We start from the raw sequence: 25,928 nt of genomic DNA on the forward strand, positions 1-25,928 counted from the left end.
GAAGCCTGTAACGGTATAGTTAGGGTGTAAACAATAACAGACAAGTGTCAAGACAAGGGGAAAGAACATGACAACTGCCACAGAAAAAAACACAAAATCCATATCACAACGCAAACTATTAGGCGTAGCGGGGCTCGGCTGGCTATTCGATGCGATGGACGTCGGGATCCTGGCGTTCATTATTGCTGCACTTCATGAAGATTGGGGCCTCACTTCCCAGCAGATGGGCTGGATTGGTGGCGTCAATTCCATCGGCATGGCCGTCGGGGCGTTCGTTTTCGGCATTTACGCCGACCGGGTCGGCCGCAAGAAAATCTTCATCATCACCTTATTGCTGTTCTCGCTGGCGAGCGGCATCTCGGCATTCACCACAACGCTCGCCGCTTTCCTGATTCTGCGTTTCTTCGTCGGAATGGGGCTTGGCGGAGAATTGCCGGTCGCCTCGACTTTGGTATCGGAAAGCGTCCCGGCAAAAGACCGCGGGCGGGTAGTGGTGCTACTGGAGAGTTTCTGGGCTGCGGGCTGGCTGGTGGCTGCGATCATTTCGTACTTCATCATTCCCGCATACGGCTGGCGGGTCGCGCTGTTGCTGACGGCATTGCCTGCGTTTTATGCCTTATACTTGCGCCTCAATTTGCCGGATTCGCCGCAATTCACGGCGAAAAAAGATGTGCTGCGCTCTGTTTCGACCAATATTCGTGACGTATGGTCAAAAACGTATCGGCGCCCGACGATGATGCTATGGATCGTCTGGTTTACGGTCGTCTTCTCGTATTACGGGATGTTCCTATGGCTGCCGAGTGTCATGGTAATGAAAGGATTCCCGCTCATCCAAAGTTTCCAATACGTATTGATCATGACGCTCGCGCAATTGCCGGGGTATTTCTCGGCGGCTTGGCTCATTGAACGTGCCGGCCGCAAGTTTGTGCTAGTGACGTATTTGATCGGGACGGCTGCTTCCGCTTTGGCTTTCGGCAACGCAGATACCGTCACGACACTCTTGATATCGGGTGCCTTCCTGTCGTTCTTCAACCTCGGGGCTTGGGGTGCGCTCTACGCATACTCTCCTGAGCAGTATCCGACGGTCATCCGTGCGACAGGCACAGGCATGGCGGCGTCGTTCGGCCGGATCGGCGGTATTCTCGGCCCGATTCTGGTTGGTTCGATGCTGACGGCGGGATTCGGCATCAATGTCATTTTTGCGATTTTCTGCGTTTCGATCTTAATCGGCGCATTGGCGGTCGCTTTCCTTGGGACCGAAACGAAACAGATGGAATTGGAATGATGAAACGCGGGCCGAATGAGGTCCGCGTTTTCGTTTTCTCCAAAGTGAAAAGAGGGAATGAGCCAAAAATAGCTAATAAGTAATGAAGAAATGAATTTAATGGAAACGAGTGTGGAGATATGGAATGGAAATGGTACCAGGAGATTGGCGAATATATGGAAAAAGCAAGGCCGCTACTTGAAAAAAGGGAAGACCTATACAGTTTATTTCTCGGCGTGCTTGGCCAAATTGAACAAGGGCGTTATGAAACCTTCTATTTAGGGCTCGCGGAAGACCGGCAAGGCGTTGCGGCACTGGCTTTGATGACGCCTCCCCATCCGTTGCAATTGATCGTCTGTCGAGAAGACGCGAATGTGGAAGCGTTGGTAGCGAATGAATTCCGCAATGCGAAAATCGAAATTTTTGGCGTCATTGGGGATAAAGGAACCGCTGAAAGATTTGCGGATGCATGGGGAGGGCTTTCGGAAATTGCGATGGACCAAGGGTTATACCGGATCGACGCCGTGCGGAAGAAACTTGCGAAAAGCCCGGGCAGCTGGCGTGTGGCGAACCGGCTTGATGCACCCTTGCTCGTCGATTGGTATCAATTATTCGGTGAAGATACCGGCATCGGCAATCCGTCGCAAGAGGAGGCGGAAGAAAAAATAGCTGACTTCATTTCACGTAAGGAAGTGTTTCTCTGGGAAGACGGGGGGCGTGCGGTGTCCTGTATGAAAAAAGCGCGGCCTTCCAAGCATGGCATCACCGTATCATTTGTTTTTACGCCCAAAGAGTTGCGAAAAAAAGGCTATGCGCGTACGCTCGTTGCGGAAGTTACGGAAGAGCTGCTCAATGAGTATGATTTTGCTATGCTTTATACAGACTTGGCGAATGGCACTTCCAACAAGATTTACCAGGAAATCGGCTATGAACAAATCGCCAATCCGGTGCACTTGAAATTTGGGCAGCCACAACGGGAGTAAAGCCCTGTGTATAAGGGTATAGAAAAACGACCAATTGAAAGGGGGCGAAGCGAATGATCCGCTTTGACAAGGTCACAAAACGATTTCCGGACGGTACGGAAGCGTTGAAGGACGTTACGCTCGATTTGCCCGCACGCCAGCTGACCGCCATCATCGGCCCCAGTGGATGCGGAAAAACGACCTTGATGAAAATGGTGAATAAGCTCGAAAATCCGACAGCGGGCGCCATATACATAGACGATGAGCCAATCACCGGCATGGACGAGGTGAAGTTAAGGCGGTCGATCGGTTACGTCATTCAGCGCATCGGCTTGTTTCCTCATATGACCATCGCTGACAATGTCTCGTTAGTTCCGAAATTACTGAACTGGCCAGCCGATAAAACCGACGAACGCTCGAAAGAACTGCTGCAATTAGTCGGATTGGACCCTGCCGTTTTCATGGATCGCTATCCATTGGAATTGAGCGGTGGCCAGCAGCAACGTGTCGGCGTCGTCCGTGCATTAGCGGGTGATCCGAATATCGTGCTGATGGATGAGCCGTTTTCGGCGCTCGACCCGATCAGCCGTGAACAATTACAGGATGAGCTGCGTCATTTGCAGCAGGAAATTCATAAAACGATCATTTTCGTCACCCACGACATGGACGAGGCCTTGAAAATCGCCGATACGATTGTCGTGATGAAGGATGGGCAAGTCGAACAGATCGGGACGCCGCAACAATTGATCGATGAACCCGCCAATGAATTTGTGCGGAACTTTATCGGTACTGAACGCATTAACCAGAAACGTTCATTTGGAGACCGGCGTTTGAAGGAATTCGTGTTCCTCTTCGATAAGGACTGGGCAGGAGAAGCTGAAGAGGTGGAAGCCAAATTGTCGGTTAGCGATGCGCATCAGCTATTGGAACAAAGCGGCAAACCGCGCTTGGCTATAATCGATGAAGGAACATTAGTCGGCTTTGCCGGAGAGCGTGAATTGCTGAGGGCTGCCCTCTATGATGAGAAGGAGGCGACTGCATGAATGCATTTTTCGATACACTGGTAAGTCGTCAGGACATGATCCAAGATGCCTTTATCGAACATATTTATTTATCTTTCGTCGCTGTGGCGATCGGCATTGCAATCGCTTTGCCTACGGGTGTTATGATCGCCCGTTACCGGCGCTTTGCCGAACCGATTATCGGAGTTACCGCGGTGTTCCAAACGATACCAAGTCTAGCTTTATTTGGATTTCTTGTGCCGATTCTTGGCATCGGTTCACCGACCGCATTAATTGCGCTGATTATTTATGCGCTATTGCCGATTTTGCGCAATACTTACGCCGGTATTGTCGGGGTCGATGGATCCACGATTGAAGCAGGGCGCGGAATGGGCATGACAAGAACACAAATCCTGCGCCAGATTGAATTGCCGTTGGCGCTGCCGTTTATCATGGCCGGTATCCGTACCGCAACGGTATTGACAGTCGGCATCGCGACGCTCGCGACTTTTGTCGGAGCAGGCGGCCTTGGCGACATCATCTACCGGGGGCTGCAATCGTATAATAATTCGCTGGTGCTTGCCGGTGCATTGCCGGTTGCCTTATTGGCGATCGGGTTTGATTTAATTTTGAAATGGATTGAAAAACGCGCCACGCCAAAAGGACTGAAAACCTAAGTTTTTTGCCTGTGAGTTGAGGCGCGGCAGCAAACTGAATGAGCAAACAGGCTCGAAACGGGCCGAAAAGGGGGAAACAACAATGAAAAAAACAGCATTTGGCGTATTGCTTGGCACATCTGCGATTCTTGCTGCCTGCAGCGGCGGCGCAGAGTCGGAACCAATCGTCATCGGGGGCAAGCCGTGGACAGAACAATACATCCTGCCGCATATTCTCGGGCAGTATATCGAAGCGAACTCGGACTATAGCGTGGAGTACGAAGAAGGGCTAGGGGAAGTGTCGATCTTGACGCCGGCACTCGAGCAAGGCGATATCGACCTGTACGTTGAATACACCGGAACCGGCCTGAAAGATGTATTGAAACGCGAGTCGACACCAGGCCAGTCTTCGGAGGAAGTATTGGAAGAAGTGCGTGCAGGATATGAAGAAGAACTCGACGCTACATGGCTCGAACCACTCGGGTTTGAAAATGGCTATACCTTGGCGTACGCCAAAGATTACGATGCGGAAACCTATTCAGACCTTGCGGAAATCTCCCAATCCGAAGACATGAGCTTCGGGGCACCCCACCCGTTTTATGAGCGCCAAGGAGACGGCTATGATGATATGGTAGCCACTTATCCATTCGAGTTTTCAGCAACTGAAAGTTTCGACCCGGCCATTATGTATGAAGCGGTGCAGAATGGTGACGTCGATGTCATCCCGGCGTTCACCACCGACAGCCGCATTGACTTGTTCGACCTGAAGACGACGGAAGACGACCAGTCGTTCTTCCCGAAATACGATGCTGTACCGGTCGTCCGGATGGAAACGCTCGAAGAATATCCAGAACTTGAGGACTTGTTAAATGAGCTGGCCGGACAAATCACGGAAGAAGAAATGCTCGCGATGAATTCGCGTGTAGATGTGGACCAGGAGATTCCGAGCGAAGTAGCGCGTGACTTCCTCGTTGAAAAAGGCTTGATCGAAGAATGATGAAAACCTCTGCAGCTACATGCTGCAGAGGTTTTTTGTTTGCGCGGAATTTCCCTTCGCGGTTTTTCGTGTAGTAATCCCTGGAGGATTCTTGTACAATAAATGAAGGTGAGTGAATAGTCATTCAATTCAGTTTAATTATATGGAAGCGATTTCAAAATGGGAGTGATCAGGAATGAAAGAAGTAGTCATCGTTGAAGGTGTCCGGTCGCCAGTCGGCCGGCGCAAAGGCCAATTCCGGGAGATGCGACCGGACGAACTGGCAGCTGTCGTGATAGAAGAATTGGTGAACCGCGCCGGCGTCGATAAAGGCATGGTGGAAGACGTCATTCTCGGCTGTGTCTCTCAATCGGGTGAGCAAGGCGGCAATATCGCCAGAACGGCGGCATTGATTGCCGGATTCCCGGACTTTGTGCCGGGGGTTACCATCGACCGCCAATGCGGATCGAGTCAGCAAGCTGTTCATTTCGGTGCGCAGGCGATTCTTTCCGGCGATATGGACATTGTTATTGCGGGCGGTGTGGAAAGCATGACGCGCGTCCCCATGTTCTCCAATATGCAAGGGGCGAAGCCGAGTAAAAAACTGACGGATCAATACGAAATCATTAATCAAGGGCTTTCAGCAGAACGCATTGCTGAAAAATGGGGGTTCAGCCGGCAACAATTGGATGCTTACGCAGTAAAGAGCCACGAACGTGCGCAGCACGCGATCGATGCAGGGCTTTACGACAAGGAAATCGTCTCAATAGATGTATCGGATGAACAAGGTGATTTCCAGAAAGTCACGACAGATGAAGGGCCAAGGCCTGGAACGACCGAAGGCGTGCTCGCCGGCTTAAAGCCAGCATTCGATGAACAAGGCGTCATCACAGCAGGCAACGCCAGTCAAATGAGCGACGGGGCATCCGCTGTTTTATTGATGTCAAAAGAAAAAGCGCAGGAACTTGGCTTAAAACCGAAAGCGCGTATACTTGCCCGCACGGTTGTTGGATCGGATCCGACTTTGATGCTGACGGGGCCGATCGCCGCGACGAAAAAAGTACTGGAGAAAGCGGGACTATCAATTGAGGATATGGACCGCTATGAAGTGAATGAAGCATTTGCGCCTGTTCCGCTCGCGTGGCTATCGGATATCGGGGGAGATCCGGATAAGCTTAACGTCAATGGCGGCGCTATTGCACTGGGACATCCTCTAGGTGCGACCGGCACGAAATTATTGGTATCGCTTGTGCATGAACTGGAACGTTCTGGCAGTCGCTACGGCTTGCTGGCGATTTGCGAAGGCATGGGGATGGCCAATGCAACAATTATTGAACGGATCAATTAACTAGATAAAGACACAGCCAAAGGGGAGAATGGAATGGATTTTTCTAAAGTGAAAGCCATCGTCACGGGCGGTGCATCGGGTCTTGGTGAAGCGACCGTACGCCATATCGCAGAAAACGGTGGACGCGCGGTGATCTTTGATTTGAACGAAGAGCGTGCGCAACAGGTGATGGCTGATTTTGGTGAAGGGCAAGTCAGTTATTTCGGGACGGATGTAACAAACGCACTGCAAGTAGAAGAAAATGTAAGAATGGCGGTCGGTCAGCTTGGCCATGTCAATCTCCTGGTCAATTGCGCAGGCATCGGCACACCCGGAAAAGTCGTATCGAAAGGACAGCCGCTTGCGCTTGAGCGTTTCGAACAAGTCATCCAAGTCAATTTGATCGGCAGTTTCAACGTATTGCGCGCCGTTGCAGCAGCTATGCAAAATAACGAGCCGAATGAAAATGGCGAACGCGGTGTCATCATTTCGACCGCATCCGTCGCGGCATTTGAAGGACAGATCGGGCAAGCGGCCTATAGCGCATCAAAAGGCGGCATCGTCTCGATGACCTTGCCGATTGCGCGTGAATTCGCGCGTGATGGCATCCGCGTCATGGCCATTGCGCCAGGTCTCATGAAAACGCCGATGTTCGACGGTTTACCGGAATCCGCCATCGCTTCGCTTTCTGCGACAGTGCCATTTCCGGCACGTCTCGGACACCCTGCTGAATACGCGAAATTGGTCGCAAGCATTGTTGAAAATCCGCTATTGAATGGCGAAGTGATCCGCTTGGACGGCGCGATCCGCATGCAGCCGAAATAAAGTGAAAAGGGGATGGGAGAAATGGCAAGATACCGTTTTGAAGAAGAAGAGCATACGATGTTCCGCAAATCTTTGCGCAAGTTTTTGGAAAAAGAAGCGGTGCCGCATTATGAACAATGGGAAAAAGACCGCCTGATCCCGAAGTCGTTCTGGAGACAGCTCGGCGATATGGGCTTTTTATGCCCTCAAGTCGAAGAGCAGTACGGCGGGCTGGGTCTTGATTTCCGCTACGGCGTCATTATCGGTGAAGAAATGGAGCGAGTGGGGGCGAGCTTGACGGGAGTCGGGCTGCATAATGATATTACAGTGCCTTATATTGAAGCATATGGAACAGAACAGCAGAAACAGGATTGGCTGCCGGGCTGCATCAGCGGTGAGTATATTACCGCAATTGCGATGACGGAACCAGGCGCTGGGTCCGACCTCGCCAATATTTCGGCCACAGCTGTTAAAGACGGCGATCATTATATCGTCAACGGCCAGAAAACCTTTATTACCAACGGCATCAATTCGACGCATGTATTGGTGGTCGTCAAGACCGACTTGAAAGCGGAACCGAAGCATAAAGGCATTTCGCTCTTGATGGTCGAAGAAGGGACGCCAGGGTTTACGAAAGGGCGCAAGCTCGATAAAGTCGGGCTTCATGCGCAGGATACGTCCGAGCTGTATTTCGAGGATTGCAAAGTCCCGGCCGCCAACCTGGTCGGCGAAGAAAACAAAGGCTTTACATACTTGATGGAAAAATTGCAGCAGGAGCGGCTCGTCGTGGCATTGGCCGCTCAAATCGCATCGGAAGATATGCTGGAGATGACGATGGATTATGTGAAATCCCGCAAAGCATTCGGCAAGCCGATCAGCGCATTCCAGAACACTCAATTCAAACTGGTGGAAATGGCGACTGAAATCGAACTTGGCAAAGCGTTTCTTGAATCCTTAATTGAAGAGCATATGGCCGGAAAAGACGTCGTCTCGAAAGTGTCGATGGCAAAATACTGGCTGACGGATACGGCGAAGAAAATATCGGGTGAATGCATGCAATTGCATGGCGGCTACGGCTATATGGAAGAATACAAGATCGCCCGGCGCTACCGTGACATTCCAGTTGCTGCGATTTATGCCGGTTCGAATGAAATCATGAAAACCATCATCGCCAAACGGATGGGGCTCTAAATGGAAAAGGCGCTGACAGGCGTCCGTATCTTGGATGTGACGTATTACGTTCCTGGACCATTTGCCGGCATGCGGCTCGCTGAACTCGGTGCAGACGTCATCAAAATCGAGCCTCCCACAGGTGATCCGTCGCGCAGGATGGGCGGCGGCCTTGTGCATAGCGCGCATAACGCCGGTAAACAAATTGTCCATCTGGACTTGAAATCCGAAAGCGGCAAACAAGAGATGCTCGAGCTCGTGCGTTCTGCTGACGCTCTCATCGAAACTTTCCGTCCGGGAGTCATGAAAAAGCTGGGGCTGGATTATGAAAGCGTCCAAGAGCATAAAAGCGATATCGTCTATTGTTCGCTATCGGGGTATGGGCAAGTAGGCAAGCTTGCGCATCTTGGCAGCCATGACCTCAATTACCTTGCGCTTTCGGGTGCCTTGGACCAACTCCGCGATAAAGTCGGGCGGCCAGTGCATCCGACCAATACGCTCGCCGATTATACCGGGGGCTTGCTTGCATCTGAACAGATCCTTGCCGCGTTGATCCGGAAGTTCCGGACGGGCGAGGGAGCTTATCTGGATATTGCGCTTGCAGAAGTGATGGCGGAGTTTCTGCCAAATCACGATGCGTACACGAAAGCGGGCTTGTCGGATCACGGCGTTCCGGAAATCGGCGGCGGGCGCATCAGCTATGCGATTTACGAAACGAAGGACGGACGCTTCGTGACGCTCGGTGCTTTGGAAGAAAAGTTCTGGCGCAATTTCTGTGAACTGGCGGGACGTCCCGACTGGCTGTCTTGGGGAGAGTGCGCCCCGGGCACGTCGGAGCACGGGCAAGTCGAGGCGTTTTTCAAATCGAAGAACTGGGAAGAGTGGTATGGGTTGTCGCTCGTTCAAGACTGCTGCCTGGCACCGGTCTTGACGGCGGATGAGCGCCATCGCCATCCTTTTTTCCTTGGCCGGGCGCCTGGCGTGAAAACCAGCAAAGTGCGCTGAACCGAGACGATTGACTGGTGCGTGTAGAGAAGTTGGAGTTTGTCACTTGACAGAATATACAAAACCTTTTAGTATGAAGGACAACTTGTTGGTAGCGGCAAGTCTATTCGAGAGAAGAGTTAGCAGAGACGAGAACAGAAGAGTTGTAAATCGAGGAATGAGACGAGTAGGCAGTGGCGTCTATTTAGAGAGTCAGCGGGTGGTGGAAGCTGATTAGAAGCGCTGTGCGAATGGACTTATGAGAGCCAGCCGGAAAGCGGAAGCGAGTATGGCGGACGTATCCCTGCGTTAAAGGGAAAGGCTTAAGAAGCCTGTTTGAGTGAGTGCAAAATGCATTAATGCGTGGTGGTACCGCGGTTAAAACCGTCCCCGCAACCGGAATAGACCCCGGTTGCGGGGATTTTTGTATTTAAAAACGAGACGAGGAGAGATTGAGATGAGCAGAGCAGAGAATATGAATGAACATACAATGAAACAGCGAGCATTGGAATTATTGGAAGGGCGCATAGATCGCCAGCAGATGAAAAAATTTTTGAAGGAATTGCACGAAAAAGGCGAGACGGCTGATGAATTGGTCGGCATGGTCCTGGCGATGCGAGAGAAAGCAGTGAAGCTTCCTGAAATGGCAGGCGAGCTGGTGGATGTTTGCGGAACCGGCGGCGACAAATCCTTTAGCTTCAATATCAGCACATTGACGGCTTTCGTGTTGGCGGGCTGCGGCATGAGCGTCGCAAAGCACGGCAACCGAAGCGTCTCCAGCAAAACGGGCAGTTCTGATTTATTGGAGGAGATCGGAATTTCCACTCAATTGGCTGTAGAGGAACTGCCGGCACTCGTCGAACAGACAGGCATCGCCTTTTTGTTCGCGCCGGCGATCCATCCGGCACTTGGTGGCTTGCGCGAAGTGCGCAAGGAAATCGGCACGCCGACCATCTTCAACTTGGTCGGCCCGCTGGCGAATCCTTTGCCGATCGCCATCCAAATGAGCGGCGTCTACCGCCCGGACATGATGGAACCGATGGCAGATGCCTTGATGCGCCTTGGCAGAAAGCGCGGGGCGATTGTCCACGGGGCAGGCGGGCTGGATGAATTGTCTCTTGCGGGGACCAACCAATTGATCGTCTTTGACGAACAAGGCAAACGCAGCATGACGGTCCATCCTCATGAAGTCGGGCTGGAAACGGCGCCGATCGAGGCGATTCGTGGAGGCGATTCGAAGCGCAATGCTGAAATCTTCAAAGAAGTTATCGAAGGGAATCCTAGTGCTTATTTGGATACGGTAGCATTGAATGCGGGAACGGTGCTTTATGTGAGCGGCCGTGCAGCAAGCATTTCAGAAGGCGTACATCAGGCGAGAAAATCAATCATTTCAGGCGAAACGGCGCGTGTGTATGAATTGCACCGCCTAGCATCGGGGGTGCTCGTATGACCATATTGGACAAAATCATGGAAACCAAGCGGCAGGAAATCACTGCTTATGAAAACAGTTATCCCAAAACCGAGCGATATCCGGACAAACCAAAACTCATCGACAGCTTGCGGAAAAGCCGCGGAGTCATTTCGGAAATCAAGCGCGCATCTCCGTCAAAAGGCGCCATCCGCATGGAAGTGGATGTCGTGGAACAGGCCCGCCAATATGAGGGGGCCGGTGCAGCCGCCATTTCCGTATTGACGGATGAGCAATATTTTAAAGGATCCATTGAAGATTTGAAGAAAGTGGCGCGCGCGGTTTCGGTTCCGGTGTTGTGCAAAGATTTCATGGTCAGCGAAATCCAGATCGAACGGGCGCAAGCGGCTGGAGCAACGATCATTCTATTGATCGTCGCAGCGCTTAAAGATACGGAGCTCGAGCGATTATTCCACTATGCGGATTCACTCGGCTTGGAAATCCTCGTGGAAGTGCATGATGCAGGAGAGTTGGAAAAAGCCGTCGCGCTCGGTGCGCAATTGATCGGCGTCAATAACCGCAATTTAAAGACTTTTGAAGTGTCATTGGAGCGGACGGCGGAATTGGCTGAGAAATTTGCGTTCGACAGCGGCTCGGTGCTGATCAGCGAGAGTGGCATGAACGATGCGGCGGATGCGCACAAAGCTTACGAACTCGGCGCACAAGGGGTATTGGTCGGGGAAGCGTTGATGCGTTCAGAAAATCCGGCAGCCTGGATTCGCCAGGCAACAGGACAGGAGGCAGCGCAATGACACGTGTTAAAATCTGTGGATTGATGGAAGAGCAACACGTTAAAGCCGCATCACAAGCGGATGCAATCGGATTTGTCTTTGCCCCAAGCAAGCGGCGCGTATCGATCGAACGGGCGCAAGAGTTATCGCGTCTCGCGAATAATGATATGCAGCGGATTGGCGTATTCGTCAACGCCTCATACGAAGAAATCGAAAATGCCGTTAAGGCGGTGCCGTTAACGATGGTGCAATTGCATGGCGATGAACCGGATGAATTAATACAGCGCATCGAAGTGCCGGTCATTCAAGCGTTCTCGATCCGTACACCGGACGATGTAGAAAAGCTGAACAACTCGATTGCGGATTATATATTGGTCGATGCACCAGGCACCGACTACCGAGGAGGCAGCGGGCATGTGTTTGATTGGAGCCTGCTGGAAAATGTAGCTTTGGACCATAGCCGTCTTATTTTAGCGGGCGGATTGAATAGAGACAACGTGCAAGCGGCCATCAGCCAAACTGCTCCGTTCATGGTCGATGTGTCGAGTGGCGTAGAAACGGATGGCCGAAAAGATGAAGTGAAAATCCAGCAATTCATACTACAGGCAAAGGGTGATTCGATGGAGAGAACACAAGAAAAGACAATAGACCCGGTAGGATTTTTCGGTCGCTACGGCGGCCAGTTTGTTCCGGAAACTTTGATGAAAGCAGTCAAAGAGCTGGAGGCGGCTTATGAAGACGCCAAGAATGACGCGGAGTTCCAAAAGGAATACCATCATTATTTAAAGGAATACGTCGGGCGCGAACAGCCGCTGACTTTTGCGGCACGCATGACCGAAGCGTGGGGCGGGCCGAAAATTTATTTGAAGCGCGAAGATTTGAACCATACGGGGGCGCATAAGGTGAACAATGCGATTGGCCAAGCGCTGCTCGCACAGCGCATGGGCAAACGCAAAATCGTCGCGGAAACGGGAGCCGGCCAACATGGCGTGGCGACGGCTACGATCTGTGCGTTGTTCGATTTGGATTGCGTCGTATTCATGGGGGAAGAAGACATCAAACGGCAGCAGCTCAATGTGTTCCGCATGAAATTATTGGGTGCGCGCGTCGAAAGTGTCACAAAAGGCAGCGGGACGCTTAAGGATGCGGTGAATGAAGCGCTGCGCTACTGGGTCACCAATGTTGAAGACACTCATTATTTGATCGGATCGGCACTTGGGCCGCATCCATTCCCAACGATGGTGCGCGATTTCCAAAGCGTCATCGGCAAGGAAACGAAGCGCCAGATCCTTGAGAAAGAAGGGCGTTTGCCGGATGCGATTGTGGCATGTGTCGGGGGCGGATCCAATGCTATCGGCATGTTCCATCCGTTTATCGAAGATGCATCGGTCCGCTTGATCGGCGCAGAAGCGGCTGGAGACGGCGTGGATACTGAACGCCATGCGGCTACTTTGACAAAAGGATCGGAAGGCGTGCTCCACGGGGCGATGATGAAAATTTTGCAAGACGATGCAGGGCAAGTGCAGGAAGCGCATTCGATTTCCGCAGGCCTCGATTACCCAGGCATCGGCCCGGAACATGCGCATCTAGCGGATAATGGGCGGGTGACGTATGAAGCGATCACAGACGACGAAGCGCTTGCATCGGTCATTGAAATGTCGCGCTTAGAAGGCATCATTCCGGCTTTGGAATCTGCCCATGCAATAGCGGAAGCGAAAAAACAAGCGCAGTCGATGACGGCGGATGAGTTGCTCGTCATTTGCGTGTCCGGCAGAGGCGATAAGGATATGGCGACATACGCCGAAAAATTGGAGGGGCTGTCATGAAACGATTAGCAGAACTGAAACAAGCAGGACATAAAGCCTTTGTCGCTTACATCATGGCAGGTGATGGCGGAATTGAAAAACTCGGTGAGCAGATCCAGTATCTGCAAGAGCGCGGGGTGACGGCGATTGAAGTCGGCATTCCGTTCTCGGATCCGGTTGCTGACGGCCCGACGATTGAAGCGGCGGGGAACCGTGCGCTTGCTGAAGGCATCACACTGGAAAAAGTGCTCGATGAGATGCAGCGCTTTGACTTCGAAGTGAAAGTGCCACTTGTCATCATGACGTATTTGAATCCGGTCATTCGCTTCGGAGCGGAACGTTTTACCCAAGAAGCGAAAAAGGCGGGGGCATCGGGCATCATCATTCCGGACTTGCCGTTTGAGCATCGCCAATTGATCGAACCGTTCGCGAAACAGCAGGAACTTGTGCTCATCCAGCTCGTCACCTTGACGACCATCGACAGCCGCCTGGAAGAAATCCTCAAGCAGGCGGAAGGATTTGTCTACGCAGTGACGGTGACCGGCATTACGGGAAGCCGTGATGAGTTGGCTGAAGAAGTCGGCGCCTTTACGCGCAAAGTGCGGGAATTGAGTCCTGTGCCGGTTTATGCAGGATTCGGCATCTCGAAAGAAAGCCACGTCGATATGCTGCGTGACGATGTCGATGGCTTTATTGTCGGCAGCGCAATTGTTCAAGCATTCCACGAAGACCGTATTGAAGATCTCGAACCCTTGATTGATGCAGTGACGGCCCCTCATTCGGTATAATACCGTCAGGAGGGATCGTTATGTTCGAACCGCTGGATACGAATTTTTTTGAAGCGCCGACACTCGATTTGTCGCGCGATTTATTAGGGAAGATACTGGTCCATGAACTGCCGGATGGAATTGTCGCCGGCAGGATCGTCGAGACCGAAGCATATATGGGGGCGGAAGACCGGGCTGCGCATAGCTTCGGCAACCGCCGCACCAAACGTACAGAAGTGATGTTCGGTAGGCCTGGTCTTGTGTATACATACCAGATGCATACGCACACGCTGGTGAATGTTGTCAGCGGGCCGGAAGAAACGCCGCGCGCCATCCTCATCCGTGCCATCGAGCCGGTCGAAGGCGTCGAGTTCATGGCGGAACGCAGAGGGCAGCATATGCCGATGAAGCAGTGGACAAGCGGCCCAGGCAAACTGACGAAGGCGATGGGCATCACGATGGATTATAATGGCCACCATTTTACGGACCGCCCGCTTTATATTGCAGGGGGCGATGCAGTGCATGCGGTATCTACGGGACCGCGTGTCGGCATTGGGAATTCGCAGGAAGCGGTCCATTATCCGTACCGTTTCTGGGAATCGGAAAATCCATTTGTCTCGAAGTTCCGCCCGTAATCCGGATGTTTAAGCTTTCCAATTCGTGGAATACTGAGAGGGAGCACATAAACAGAAGGAGTGAAGGAAAGTGGCAAAAATTGCGACGTTAATTACAGATATGTTCGAAGATGTGGAGTATACAGAACCGGCAAAAGCGTTTAACGAAGCTGGCCATGAACTGATCAATATCGAAAAGGAAGCTGGCAAGAAAGTAACCGGCAAACAAGGCGAAGCCGTTGTCACGATCGATAAAGGCATTGACGACGTGAACCCGGACGAATTCGATGCATTGCTATTGCCTGGCGGATTTTCGCCGGACCAATTGCGCGGGGATGATCGTTTCGTGACCTTTACGAAAGCATTCATGGATGCCAAAAAACCGGTCTTTGCGATCTGTCACGGGCCACAGCTATTGATTACGGCGAAAGCATTGGAAGGCCGCAAAGCGACAGGATTCAAATCGATCCAAGTCGATATGGAATATGCTGGCGCAACTGTAGTGGACGAAGAAGTGGCTGTCTGCCAAGATCAATTGGTCACAAGCCGCCAGCCGGACGATATCCCGGCGTTCAACCGCGAGTCACTGAAATTGCTTGAAAACAAATAAGGAACTATCCAAACCGCTCCCTTTACCGGGGAGCGGTTTTTTCGTGTCAGAAGTTGTTCGGAAATCGAAATGCCCTCTTGCATACATAAGTGATTGCTTATATAATAAACCCATTGCCAAAAAGAGGTGACTGAAATGGACTATAAACAAATGGAACAGAGCTTGAAAGCGGCAAGCGACGAAACCCGCATGCTGATTTTGAAATACTTATCGAAAGAGGCATTGTGCATCTGTGAATTCACGGAGCTGCTCGATATGTCGCAACCGGCCATCAGCCAGCATATGCGTAAACTCAAGCAGGCGGGATGGATCTGTGAAGAAAAGCGCGGGCGCTGGACGATCTGGTCGCTCAATGAAAAACATGAGCTTTTCGAGGTGCTGTCATCGCTTCTGGCGATGCTGCCGGAACCCGAACGCACAGTGGAATCGCTCATTGCGGAAGGCAAGAAAGTGAATTGCAATTAAGGAGTTGGAATTGAAATGGATGTTTGGTTAGCGATTATTATTTTTCTGGTGACATTGCTGTTTGTCATCTGGCAGCCGCGCGGCCTGTCGATCGGCTGGTCGGCGATTGCCGGGGCAGTTGTCGCCTTGATATTCGGCGTCGTTGATTTCGGCGACGTGTGGGACGTTACAGGGATTGTATGGAATGCGACATTGACTTTCGTCGCCTTGATCATCATTTCCTTGATTTTGGATGAGATCGGATTTTTCGAATGGGCTGCATTACATATGGCGCGCTTTGCCAAAGGCAGCGGCTTGCGCATGTTTTTCCTCGTCACGCTTCTTGGTGCGGTCGTAGCGGCGCTTTTCGCCAATGACGGCGCGGCGCTAATTCTGACACCGATCGTTTTGGCGATGGTAAGGGCCTTGAAATTCCGCGATACGATGATTTTGCCATTTATCATGGCATCCGGCTTTATCGCCGATACGGCGTCATTGCCGTTTGTCATCAGTAACTTGGTCAATATCGTCTCGGCTGATTTCTTCGGCATCGGCTTTACGGAATACGCACTGCATATGGTGGTTCCGAACTTATTCAGCATACTGGCGAGCATGCTTGTGCTGTACTTATTCTTTAAAAAAGACATTCCGGGCCGTTTTGACCCTGGCGTGTTGAAAAAACCGGATACTGCAATCAAAGATATCCGCATTTTCCGCCTGTCTTGGGTCGTTCTCGCGATCTTGCTAATCGGCTACTTCATGAGCGAATCGCTTGAGATCCCGGTTTCATTGATCGCCGGATCCATCGCGATCATCTTCTTGGCGATTGCGCGCAACAGCAAGCACGTCGAAACGATGACGGTGCTAAAAGGCGCACCATGGGCGATTGTTTTCTTCTCAATCGGCATGTACGTCGTTGTCTACGGGTTACGCAATGTCGGCTTGACTTCGGTTCTCGCCCAGGCGATTGAATGGACAGCGGGGCACGGCCTGTATGCGGCGACGATCGGCATGGGCTTTATCGCAGCGATCCTATCGTCCGGCATGAACAATATGCCGACTGTCATGATTAATGCGCTTGCCATTGCCGAAACGAACACGAACGGCGTCATGCGCGACGCTTTGATTTATGCCAATGTCATCGGGTCCGACCTCGGTCCGAAAATCACGCCGATCGGTTCGCTTGCGACACTTTTATGGCTTCATGTATTGAAGACGAAAGGCGTCGAAATCAGCTGGGGCTATTATTTCAAAGTCGGAATCATTCTCACCGTCCCGACTTTGTTCATTACCTTGACCGGGCTGTATCTATGGTTAACGGTATTGAATTGATCAACACAACGAAAAATGCCCGCCATTCACTTTTGAATGGCGGGCATTTTTAAATTTTGGCTTAGTCCAAAAACTTGGCCAAGTAGATTTCGTCTTGTTCCTTGCCGTCGATGATGAGCGAACGGCGGCGTGTGCCTTCCGCTTCGAACCCAGTTTTTTCATATAGTTTACGGGCGCGTTCGTTGGCTCCAAGAACCGTCAATTCCAAGCGGCTGATGCCTTTTTGTTTGGCCCACTCTTCAGCTTTTTCGAGGAGTGATTTGGCAATGCCCTTGCCTTGGGCTTCTTTTAGGAGGCCGAGGACCAGTGAGGCGCGGTGTGATGCCCGCTTCGCTTCATTGCCAATGACCATTAAATAGCCGACGTGTTGGCCGTTCAAGATGGCGATGATGATGGTGGAATGGCCGCTTTGCTTCCATTCGATGATTTGCTTGCGGACGCGCTGCGTGGAGAGGGAACGCTCATCCTTGCCGTAAAGCATGAAGTCGGATTCGGCCTCCACGGCTTTTTGGAGCAATGCCAACGACCGGGCATCCCCGTGTTCAGCGGTGCGGATCAACAAAATATCTTTGTCTTCGGCATCCGTGTCAGCTACTGTGTTCTTGGCATCCGCCTTTTCGAAGACGACATAGCGGTCGGGCTCAACTTCCGTCACGCGGTAGCCAGCGTCCATCCAAGCGTGAAAATGTTTTGCAGGGGGCTTCGACTTTTTCCACCAACTTTTGTTTAAGTAAGCGGCATTCGGCAAATTCTGGCCCATGATCTGCTCGATTTCCGAAAAGGTCAAACGGATGCTGGAATTTGTTGCAGCCTGAAAATAATGAGACAGGGGAATGTATTTCTTTTCCAATAACATAGTCACTGGCACCTCTTCCTTCCAAAAACATAGGATTAGTTAGTCATATAATACCATTCAGGTATGCTAAAGTACACACTAAACTTTAAAAATACTGATAATTCTAAAATCATTTCCGTATTTAGTTGGTGTAATACTGGATAACACTAGGTTTTCGGTAGCAGATTTTTTCTGGAGAGGAGATTTGTGATAGAATAATCTCAGAAACTACACAAGCCAGGAGGCCATTATTCATGTCAAAAGTTTTTGTATTAGGTCACAAAAATCCGGACACTGACTCAATCTGTTCGGCAATTGCATATACCCATCTGAAGAAAGAGCTTGGGATGGATGCTGAAGCCATTCGTCTCGGTGAAGCAAACAACGAGACGCTCTTTGCACTCGAACATTTCAAAGCACAAAATCCCCGTCTGGTGAAGCGTGCTTCAGATGAAGTGAAGCAAGTCATCCTGGTCGACCATAACGAGCGTCAGCAAAGCATCGACGATATCGATGAAGTGCGAGTGATTGAAGTGATCGACCACCACCGAATCGCTAATTTCGAAACAACCGATCCGCTTTATTTCCGTGCTGAGCCTGTGGGATGCACAGCGACGATTCTTTTGAAGCTCTATAAAGAGCATGCTGTCGAAGTCCCGGCTGACATCGCCGGGTTGATGCTATCGGCCATCATTTCGGATTCCTTGCTGTTCAAATCCCCGACCTGCACCGACCAGGACATTCAAGCGGCGAAGGAATTGGCGGAGATCGCCGGTGTCGATTCGCAAGAGTACGGCCTTGCCTTGTTGAAAGCTGGCGCGGATCTAAGCAATAAAACGCTGGAAGATTTAATTTCACTCGACTCCAAGGAATTCGAAGCAGGCGACCACCGCTTTGAAGTGGCGCAAGTCAACGCCATCGATGTAGCGGAAGTGCTGGAGCGCCAGGCGGAATTGGAAGTGCTGATCAGCAATACAGTCGCGGCCAAAGGCTTGGATCTTTTTGTCTTCGCCGTCACGGATATCCTGAACAATAACTCGGAAGCAATCGTCCTTGGACGCCGCTCAGACATCATCGAATCTGCCTTCGAGTCAAGTGTCGTCAACAACCGTGTGATATTGCCGGGCGTCGTCTCAAGAAAGAAACAAATCGTTCCGGTCATTACCGAAGCTTTAAGCTGATTCCTTATGGGGAGTCAGTTTTTTTGTGCTGGGAATTATTTTCAAGCAAAAAAATTGTGGCGTATCTATGTCATTGCTATAGTAAGGGGCGAGGTGAGTAGTTATGAAAATTGAAGTTTGGTCAGATTACGTTTGCCCATTCTGTTATATAGGAAAGCGCACATTGGAACAAGCACTCGTACGCTCAGGCTACGATAGCCAAGCGGAGATTACCTTTAAAGCATACGAATTGGACCCGCAAGCTCCAGTGGATTCCAATAGATTTGCTTATGAACACTTGGCTGAAAAGATGGGGCAAAGCCTCGAACGGGCAAAGGAAATGACAGCGGGCGTGGCACAACAAGCAAAAGCGTTCGATCTGCATTACGACGTGGAGAACATGCCCCACGCCAATACATTTTCTGCACACCGACTCGTCAAATGGGCCGCCACACAAGGCGAAGAACATCAATTGACCGAACTGTTGATGCACCATTACTTCGAAAAAGCGCATAATATCAGTAATTCCGAGACCTTACTGTCGATTGCTGAAAAAGCAGGCCTTAACCGCGAACAGGCAGCGGAAGTTCTCGATTCGGATCAATTTCAGGGCGAAGTCGAACAAGACATCCAAGAAGCCGGACAGATCGGTGTACAAGGTGTTCCGTTTTTCGTCGTTAACCGAAAGTATGCGATTTCCGGCGCACAGCCGCTGGAAGCGTTCATTGAGGCATTGGAACAAATCGGTGAAGAGGAAGGCCTGCGCCCGGCATTAAAGCCTATCGGAAAAGCGAAAACAAGCTTTTGCACAGGAGATTCCTGCGACGGCGAATGAGCTGAGCAAGCGAATTGACTTTGTATCTCAAATTACTTATAATTAAAAAGTCTCGAATTAAAGAATAATATTAATAGTACAAAGGAGTTTTACAAGTGGAAAATATTTTAGTCGTAAAAGCCAATAACCGTCCGGCTTCTGAGGGCGTTTCAAGTAAAATGCACGAAGTATTCATGGAGAACTTGAAGACTGATGCAGAGGTCAACACGTTTGACGTATTCGCAGAAGACATGCCGTATTTCGGCCAGGATTTCTTCGACGCTATGCAAAAATCAGCTCAAGCGGAAGAATTGACTGACTTGGAGCAGCGCATCTTGACAGCAGCCAACAAGGCGATGGACGCATTCATGGATGCTGATGTAGTCGTGTTCGCATTCCCGTTGTGGAATAAAACAATTCCTGCGGCTTTGCAAACATTCATCGACTATGTCTACCGTGCAGGCATGACCTTCAAGTACACAGAAGAAGGCCCAGTCGGCCTAGTTCCAGAGAAAAAAGTCATCATCTTGAACGCACGCGGCGGCGTCTACTCGACACCAGAAATGGCGCCTAGCGAAATGAGCGTCAACTACATCCGTGCCATCATGAACTTCTTCGGCATCACGGATATCGAAGAAGTCATTATCGAAGGCCACAATATGTACCCTGACCGCGCTGAGCAAATCATCGCAGACGGCATGGAACGCGTGAAAGAAACAGCAGGATCACTTTCTAAAGTAAATGCATAATGTATGAAAAAGACGGGAACGCTTCGGCGTTTCCGTCTTTTTTTGTTTAAATTTGTTCACGCGAAGCTTTTCAATCAAATGGATCAATTCAGCTTTTCTTTTATCAATTTATTTGCTCGACTTTCGCTGTGCTCAAGCCTCGCAAACGAATGTCCGAGGCGTGCCTCGCGCATTCGTTGATTAATGATTTCCACATAGGGGTAGACAGTCAATAAGCAAAACATTCAATAAAGGAGGGGCAGCATGTCTCAAAATGATCAACAAAGCCGTATTCCCGAATCGAACGAGTCTTTTTGGAGAGCGTACAAGGAATTGCCGGATTACCCGGCATTTACCGGCAACAAGTCTACGGAAGTTGCAGTAGTAGGGGCTGGCATTGCCGGTGTCATCACAGCATATTTGTTGGCAAAAGAAGGTAAGAAAGTGACATTGCTTGATGCCGGCAAATTGATCGATGGCGTCACAGGCTATACCACCGCGAAGATTTCAGCTCAGCACGGCCTGTATTACGCGCCGCTGATCAAGCTCGTTGGGGAAAAACAAGCGCAGCTTTATTACGAAGCCAATATGGAAGGCTTGAAGTTTATCGAAGGAACGGCAAAAGAACTGAATATCGATTGCGATTTCTCGCATCGCGATGCGTTCATCTATTCGACGAAAGATTCCACGGTGAAGTTATTGGAGAAAGAAGCGGAAGCGTACCAGCAGCTGGGTATTGACGGGGGGCTGGCGCGCGAAGAGTCAGAGCTGCCGTTCCCTGTGACAGAAGCGCTCGTCATGCGTAACCAGGCTCAATTCCATCCGGTGAAATTCTTGACCGGTCTCGTAAAAGAAATGGAGAAAATGGGTGTAGAAATCCACGAACAAAGCCGCGCCATGAAAATCCTGAGCAAAAAAGACCCGGTCATCCAGACGGAAAACCTATCGCATTTATCGTGCGATAAAGTAGTCGTTGCGACGCATTATCCGTTCAACGATTTCGACGGCATGTATTTCTCCAGGCTGTCAGTCAACCGCTCCTATGCCATTGCCGTCCGGACCAATGGCAAGATTCCAGAAAGCATGTACATCAGCGCCGACAGCCCATCACGCTCCATCCGGTTTACGCCGGGAGAGGACGGGGAGAAACTCTTGCTGCTCGGCGGAGACGGCCATGCAACGGGCCAAAGCTCCGTCGACACGATGGAACATTACGAGAATCTGGCGAAGTTCGGCGAGGATTATTTTGCTGCAGAAGACATTCCGTATCGCTGGTCGTCGCAGGATATGACGACTTTGGATAAAATCCCGTACGTCGGCACGATCACGGCCGGCTATGAAAATATTCTCGTCGCCACCGGATTCCATAAATGGGGCATGGCGAACGGCGCCATTGCCGGCCGGATTCTGACCGACCAAATCGTCGGGCGTGAAAACCCATACGCTGCGTTATTCGATCCGACGCGGCCGAAAGTGAAAACAGCCGATGCGGCGAGCTTCTTGAAAGACAATGCCTCGGTGGCAAAAGAACTGGTCAGCGGCAAACTGAAAAAAGCCTCCAAGACTATCGACGACCTTGAGAAAGGGCAGGGCGGGCTTGTCAAAGTGGACGGCAAAAAAGCGGGCGGTTACCGAGATGAATATGGCCAAGTGCATCTTGTCAAACCGACCTGTACGCATATGGGCTGTGATGTGGCGTGGAACGATGCAGAAACATCATGGGATTGCCCGTGTCACGGTTCCCGCTTCTCGCATACCGGGGAAGTATTGGAAGGACCTGCCGTGAAACCGCTGAAGAAATTAGAAGGCGGCATATAAAACGTAGAAAAATAAGAAGCAGCGTAGGCTGCTTCTTATTTCAGAGTGTCGAAGAAGTCTGTTAGACAGTTATTAAATTAAAAGCTGACCATCTTTTTGACATTCAAAAATCAATGACCTATTTAAGTATTTGGAGAAGTGTTTGCTCGACTCCTGTGGGACTAGCGGGTTTGAGAGACCCCGCAGGCAATGAATGAGCGAAGCTTCGCTAAGCACATTCATTTGCGATGCTCGAATGTAGTGAGAGTTGAGCAACGTTTTTAGTGACGAGGAGGCTCGATTCCCGCCCCACGGAAAGCGAGCAATAAGCTTCGGAAAATACGACTACTTAACTTTCTCTACAACATAAAAAAAGAAGCAGCGACGGCTGCTTCTTTTTTATGCTTACTTATGCTGGGTTCGCTTGGATTTCCAAGTTCAATTTGATGTCTTCGCCGACAAGCACTCCGCCTGTTTCAAGCGCCTGGTTCCATGTCAAACCGAAATCTTTGCGATTGATTTTGCCGTTGACGTTGTAAGCGACGACTTCAACGCCCCAAGGGTTAGTGGCTTTGCCGCCATATTCCGCTTCGAATTTCGCTGGGCGCGTAACGCCTTTGATCGTTAAATCGCCTGCGAGTTCGTATTCGTCCTCGTCTTTTTTGCGGATGTCTGTTGCATTAAAAGTGATATAGGGATGCTGTTCAGCATCGAAGAAGTCTGCTGAACGCAAGTGATTGTCGCGGTCTTCGTTATTGGTATCGATGCTTGTTACGTCAATTTTGAAATCGATCAAAGCGTTTTCCAAGTTGCTTTCATCTGCTTCCACCTGTGCTTCATATGAAGCGAAAGAGCCTTTCACTTTTGAGATCATCATGTGTTTCACGGAAAATCCGATTTCTGAATGCGCTTGGTCTACTGTCCATTTTTTCATGAGTAATTCCTCCAATTTCGTATGTGTTAGCCTTACTATAAACAATTAATATCTCGAAGTCAATAGGTTTTAATTAAAATAGTTTTAATTAGAGATAAAATTTATCTGGACTTTAGTCCTTAACAAGGCAATATCGCTTGTCAAAACATGATGAAAAATGGATACTATTAAGAGCGAAAAGTTTAGAAGGGATTTGCTTGGAATGATGAAAGAAACTTGGTTGGCGGATCTGCGCCGTTTTGTGGCAGAAGATCACGTCAAAATGGACGAGCCTCTGCATTTGCATACATTGACGAAAATGGGCGGGCCGGCCGATATATTTGTAGCACCGACAACTGAAGATGAAGTAGCTTATACAGTAAAATACGCATATGACAATGATATTCCGCTTTTGATGCTTGGGAACGGCTCTAATATGGTCGTCCGCGATGGCGGCGTCCGTGGAATCGTTCTGACGTTCAAGAAATTGGACGGTATCATGATCAACGGAACAACTGTAATTGCCCAAGGCGGCGCAGACATTAAGAAAGTATCCCGCGCAGCAGCAGACCGCCAGCTGACAGGTTTGGAATTCGCTTGCGGCATCCCCGGTTCGATCGGCGGAGCGATGGCAATGAATGCCGGCGCATACGGCGGCGAGATCCAAGACGTCATCGTCCAGGCGACCGTCTTGACGAAAGAAGGGGAAAAGCTAGTCTTGACGAAAGACGAACTCGAACTCGGCTACCGCAAAAGCATCATCACGAAAAAAGGCTTTTACGTCCTGTCTTCCGAGTTCGGCCTCGAAATCGGGGAGCAGCGGGTCATTGACGCCAAAATGTCTGATTTGACGTTCCAGCGGGAAAGCAAGCAGCCGCTTGAATTTCCTTCTGCAGGAAGTGTCTTCAAGCGGCCGCCGGGCAATTTCGCCGGCAAACTGATCCAGGAAAGCGGATTGCAGGGAAGAGGTTTCGGCGGTGCGGAAGTTTCGACAAAGCATGCCGGATTTATCGTCAATAAAAACAACGCAACGGCCAACGATTACATCCAAACCATTGAAATGGTGAAGAAAGCGGTGTTCGAGAAATTCGGCATCGATTTGGAGCTTGAAGTGAAAATCGTCGGCGAAGATATGGCTTGATTTCAACGGGCGGCACTCCTTATACGGAGTGCCGCTTTTTTAATTGGTGCCATTATTATGGTATAATGAATTCAAAGTAATTTACGGAGTAGGTGGTCAATATACAGAGCTTTAGTGTAGACGGTATAATCTTGATCGGCGGGATCTTCCTGCTGGCTGGCGTTTTGATGACGAAAGTATCAGCTCGCGCCGGCGTTCCCTCGCTCGTTTTGTTTATGTTCCTCGGCATGGTGCTAGGCAGTGATGTTTCAGGCCTCATCTATTTCTCCAACGCAGAAATTGCCCAGATGGTCGGAATTGTCGCCCTCATTATTATCCTCTTCGAAGGTGGTTTGCAAACCCAATGGAAGCATATCCGTCCGGTTCTTGGCGGTTCAATCGTCCTGGCGACGCTTGGGGTTTTGATCACGACAGGCATTGTAGCTGTCGCAGCGTATTATGTTTTTGATTTGACTTGGCTGCAGGCCTTGCTGCTTGGTTCTATCGTCGGTTCGACGGATGCCGCAGCGGTATTCTCGGTTCTCGCAGGCCAAAACATCAAATCCAAAATTTCCTCAACGCTCGAAGCGGAGTCAGGAACGAACGACCCGATGGCAATGTTTTTGACCATCGCGTTTGTTCAATTGATTATGATCCCCGATTCATCGGTCTGGACAATGCTCGGCAGTTTCCTTCTTCAAATGGGACTCGGCTTGGTTCTGGGCTTGGCGCTTGGATTGTTCGCGTCATGGACCATCAACCGGATCCGGCTTGATGCCTCCGGGCTTTATGCAGTGCTTGCCGCAGGTTTTGCGATTTTCATCTATAGCTTTACAGCCGTCCTCGGAGGCAGCGGCCTGCTAGCGGTTTACTTGGCAGCGCTTGTGATCGGTACGCGCGATTTGACACATAGCTATTCGATCGTCTCCTTCCATGAAGGTTTCGCTTGGCTTATGCAGATTGTGATGTTCGTCATTCTCGGCCTTCTCGTCTTTCCAAGCCAATTGGCTGATTGGGAACTCATCTGGAAAGGGCTTGTGCTATCGTTCGTGCTGATTTTCGTAGCACGCCCAATTGCTGTTTTCATCAGCACGGCGTTCTTCGATTATGATCTAAAAGAAAAGCTGTTCATGTCCTGGGCGGGACTGCGTGGAGCGGTTCCGATCGTCCTGGCAACGTTCCCGATGCTCGCGGGCATGGAAAACAGCATCCTGTTTTTCAATATCGTTTCGTTCATCGTGCTGACGTCAGCGTTGCTGCAAGGCTCGACCATCCCGTTTTTTGCCGAGAAACTCGGGTTGAACGGGCGCCCGGTTCCAAAGCGCATCCACTCCTTGGAACTGGTGTCGATGGATCGTGCCAATGCAGAAATGCTTGAAGTCGAACTGTCGGAGAAATCGCCTTTTGCCGGCCAGTTGGTGCAGACGATCGGCCTGCCGAATCAGACCTTGATCAGCGCCATCATCCGTTCGGGCAAGCTCGTCATGCCGACCGGAACGACGCGCCTCAGAAAAGGGGATGTGCTGTATGTCCTCACTGAAAAGAAACAAGTGCCGAAAGTGAAATTGGTGCTTGGAGAAGAAGATTTCGTCAACTGAGCTTGCCGCTGCGGCAGGCTTTTTTAATGCTGAGGAAGGATTTTCCAC

Annotated in this window: 25 protein-coding genes and 1 other annotated feature; of the genes, 23 read left to right on the forward strand and 2 right to left on the reverse strand. The window is 50.6% G+C overall.

Annotated elements, in window-relative coordinates:
- Positions 1 to 67 precede the first annotated feature (67 nt).
- From DFR62_RS13770 to DFR62_RS13850, 17 genes are all read left to right on the forward strand, one after another.
- Positions 68 to 1,285 (forward strand): MFS transporter, encoded by a 1,218-nt coding sequence (locus tag DFR62_RS13770; protein ID WP_121300911.1) that lies wholly within the window; start codon positions 68 to 70, stop codon positions 1,283 to 1,285.
- Positions 1,286 to 1,404: 119 nt separating this feature from the next.
- On the forward strand, positions 1,405 to 2,247 hold the full coding sequence (locus DFR62_RS13775; protein ID WP_121300912.1) for a GNAT family N-acetyltransferase: 843 nt from the start codon (positions 1,405 to 1,407) through the stop codon (positions 2,245 to 2,247).
- Between the two features lie 53 nt (positions 2,248 to 2,300).
- On the forward strand, positions 2,301 to 3,269 hold the full coding sequence (locus tag DFR62_RS13780; protein ID WP_121300913.1) for an ABC transporter ATP-binding protein: 969 nt from the start codon (positions 2,301 to 2,303) through the stop codon (positions 3,267 to 3,269).
- Positions 3,266 to 3,904 (forward strand): ABC transporter permease, encoded by a 639-nt coding sequence (locus tag DFR62_RS13785; protein WP_068871960.1) that lies wholly within the window; start codon positions 3,266 to 3,268, stop codon positions 3,902 to 3,904. Before DFR62_RS13780 ends, DFR62_RS13785 begins: the two co-directional genes overlap by 4 nt.
- A gap of 82 nt (positions 3,905 to 3,986) precedes the next feature.
- The gene (locus tag DFR62_RS13790; protein ID WP_121300914.1) at positions 3,987 to 4,880 is read left to right on the forward strand and encodes a glycine betaine ABC transporter substrate-binding protein; all 894 of its coding nucleotides are present in this window, start codon (positions 3,987 to 3,989) and stop codon (positions 4,878 to 4,880) included.
- A gap of 175 nt (positions 4,881 to 5,055) precedes the next feature.
- Complete coding sequence (locus tag DFR62_RS13795; protein WP_121300915.1) at positions 5,056 to 6,207, forward strand: thiolase family protein; 1,152 nt, start codon at positions 5,056 to 5,058, stop codon at positions 6,205 to 6,207.
- A gap of 33 nt (positions 6,208 to 6,240) precedes the next feature.
- On the forward strand, positions 6,241 to 7,011 hold the full coding sequence (locus DFR62_RS13800; protein WP_121300916.1) for an SDR family NAD(P)-dependent oxidoreductase: 771 nt from the start codon (positions 6,241 to 6,243) through the stop codon (positions 7,009 to 7,011).
- Between the two features lie 21 nt (positions 7,012 to 7,032).
- Positions 7,033 to 8,181 carry an acyl-CoA dehydrogenase family protein gene (locus DFR62_RS13805; RefSeq protein ID WP_121300917.1) on the forward strand — a complete coding sequence of 383 codons (1,149 nt, stop codon included), beginning with the start codon at positions 7,033 to 7,035 and terminating at the stop codon, positions 8,179 to 8,181.
- A complete protein-coding gene (locus DFR62_RS13810; RefSeq protein WP_121300918.1) occupies positions 8,182 to 9,165 on the forward strand; it encodes a CaiB/BaiF CoA transferase family protein in 984 nt (327 codons plus the stop codon). It abuts the gene before it with no gap.
- A gap of 144 nt (positions 9,166 to 9,309) precedes the next feature.
- Positions 9,310 to 9,539 (forward strand) — a binding site (T-box leader).
- 62 nt (positions 9,540 to 9,601) lie between these two features.
- Positions 9,602 to 10,594 (forward strand): anthranilate phosphoribosyltransferase, encoded by a 993-nt coding sequence (gene trpD, locus DFR62_RS13815; protein ID WP_121300919.1) that lies wholly within the window; start codon positions 9,602 to 9,604, stop codon positions 10,592 to 10,594.
- Entirely contained in the window at positions 10,591 to 11,364 is a 774-nt protein-coding gene (trpC, locus tag DFR62_RS13820) for an indole-3-glycerol phosphate synthase TrpC (protein ID WP_121300920.1), read from the forward strand. Before trpD ends, trpC begins: the two co-directional genes overlap by 4 nt.
- The gene (gene trpB / locus DFR62_RS13825) at positions 11,361 to 13,169 is read left to right on the forward strand and encodes a tryptophan synthase subunit beta (RefSeq protein ID WP_121300921.1); all 1,809 of its coding nucleotides are present in this window, start codon (positions 11,361 to 11,363) and stop codon (positions 13,167 to 13,169) included. Before trpC ends, trpB begins: the two co-directional genes overlap by 4 nt.
- Positions 13,166 to 13,936 carry a tryptophan synthase subunit alpha gene (gene trpA / locus DFR62_RS13830; protein ID WP_121300922.1) on the forward strand — a complete coding sequence of 257 codons (771 nt, stop codon included), beginning with the start codon at positions 13,166 to 13,168 and terminating at the stop codon, positions 13,934 to 13,936. Before trpB ends, trpA begins: the two co-directional genes overlap by 4 nt.
- A 20-nt stretch (positions 13,937 to 13,956) precedes the next feature.
- A complete protein-coding gene (locus DFR62_RS13835) occupies positions 13,957 to 14,550 on the forward strand; it encodes a DNA-3-methyladenine glycosylase (RefSeq protein WP_121300923.1) in 594 nt (197 codons plus the stop codon).
- Between the two features lie 70 nt (positions 14,551 to 14,620).
- Positions 14,621 to 15,139 carry a type 1 glutamine amidotransferase domain-containing protein gene (locus tag DFR62_RS13840; protein ID WP_121300924.1) on the forward strand — a complete coding sequence of 173 codons (519 nt, stop codon included), beginning with the start codon at positions 14,621 to 14,623 and terminating at the stop codon, positions 15,137 to 15,139.
- A 135-nt stretch (positions 15,140 to 15,274) separates the two neighbouring features.
- Positions 15,275 to 15,604 carry an ArsR/SmtB family transcription factor gene (locus DFR62_RS13845; RefSeq protein ID WP_121300925.1) on the forward strand — a complete coding sequence of 110 codons (330 nt, stop codon included), beginning with the start codon at positions 15,275 to 15,277 and terminating at the stop codon, positions 15,602 to 15,604.
- Between the two features lie 15 nt (positions 15,605 to 15,619).
- Positions 15,620 to 16,915, forward strand: coding sequence for an arsenic transporter (locus DFR62_RS13850; protein WP_121300926.1), 1,296 nt, complete (start codon positions 15,620 to 15,622; stop codon positions 16,913 to 16,915).
- Between the two features lie 61 nt (positions 16,916 to 16,976).
- On the opposite strand, the gene DFR62_RS13855 is transcribed toward DFR62_RS13850, so the two are convergent.
- The gene (locus DFR62_RS13855) at positions 16,977 to 17,771 is read right to left on the reverse strand and encodes a GNAT family N-acetyltransferase (RefSeq protein ID WP_241663046.1); all 795 of its coding nucleotides are present in this window, start codon (positions 17,769 to 17,771) and stop codon (positions 16,977 to 16,979) included.
- A gap of 233 nt (positions 17,772 to 18,004) precedes the next feature.
- On the opposite strand from DFR62_RS13855, the gene DFR62_RS13860 reads away from it, so the two are divergent.
- From DFR62_RS13860 to DFR62_RS13875, 4 genes are all read left to right on the forward strand, one after another.
- On the forward strand, positions 18,005 to 18,931 hold the full coding sequence (locus DFR62_RS13860) for a manganese-dependent inorganic pyrophosphatase (protein WP_121300928.1): 927 nt from the start codon (positions 18,005 to 18,007) through the stop codon (positions 18,929 to 18,931).
- A 103-nt stretch (positions 18,932 to 19,034) separates the two neighbouring features.
- Positions 19,035 to 19,745 carry a DsbA family oxidoreductase gene (locus tag DFR62_RS13865; protein WP_121300929.1) on the forward strand — a complete coding sequence of 237 codons (711 nt, stop codon included), beginning with the start codon at positions 19,035 to 19,037 and terminating at the stop codon, positions 19,743 to 19,745.
- Between the two features lie 95 nt (positions 19,746 to 19,840).
- Entirely contained in the window at positions 19,841 to 20,473 is a 633-nt protein-coding gene (locus tag DFR62_RS13870) for an FMN-dependent NADH-azoreductase (RefSeq protein ID WP_121300930.1), read from the forward strand.
- A 243-nt stretch (positions 20,474 to 20,716) separates the two neighbouring features.
- Positions 20,717 to 22,270, forward strand: a complete 1,554-nt coding sequence (locus tag DFR62_RS13875; RefSeq protein ID WP_121300931.1) for an FAD-dependent oxidoreductase — start codon at positions 20,717 to 20,719, stop codon at positions 22,268 to 22,270.
- Positions 22,271 to 22,658: 388 nt separating this feature from the next.
- Here the strand turns inward: DFR62_RS13875 and DFR62_RS13880 are convergent, their stop codons facing one another.
- The gene (locus DFR62_RS13880; protein WP_121300932.1) at positions 22,659 to 23,183 is read right to left on the reverse strand and encodes a YceI family protein; all 525 of its coding nucleotides are present in this window, start codon (positions 23,181 to 23,183) and stop codon (positions 22,659 to 22,661) included.
- Between the two features lie 202 nt (positions 23,184 to 23,385).
- On the opposite strand from DFR62_RS13880, the gene murB reads away from it, so the two are divergent.
- Positions 23,386 to 24,303, forward strand: a complete 918-nt coding sequence (murB, locus tag DFR62_RS13885) for a UDP-N-acetylmuramate dehydrogenase (protein WP_121300933.1) — start codon at positions 23,386 to 23,388, stop codon at positions 24,301 to 24,303.
- Positions 24,304 to 24,404: 101 nt separating this feature from the next.
- On the forward strand, positions 24,405 to 25,880 hold the full coding sequence (locus DFR62_RS13890; protein ID WP_121300997.1) for a potassium/proton antiporter: 1,476 nt from the start codon (positions 24,405 to 24,407) through the stop codon (positions 25,878 to 25,880).
- Positions 25,881 to 25,928 lie beyond the last annotated feature (48 nt).

Origin of the sequence: Planococcus citreus, from assembly GCF_003664125.1 — a bacterium.
Classification (GTDB): domain Bacteria; phylum Bacillota; class Bacilli; order Bacillales_A; family Planococcaceae; genus Planococcus; species Planococcus citreus.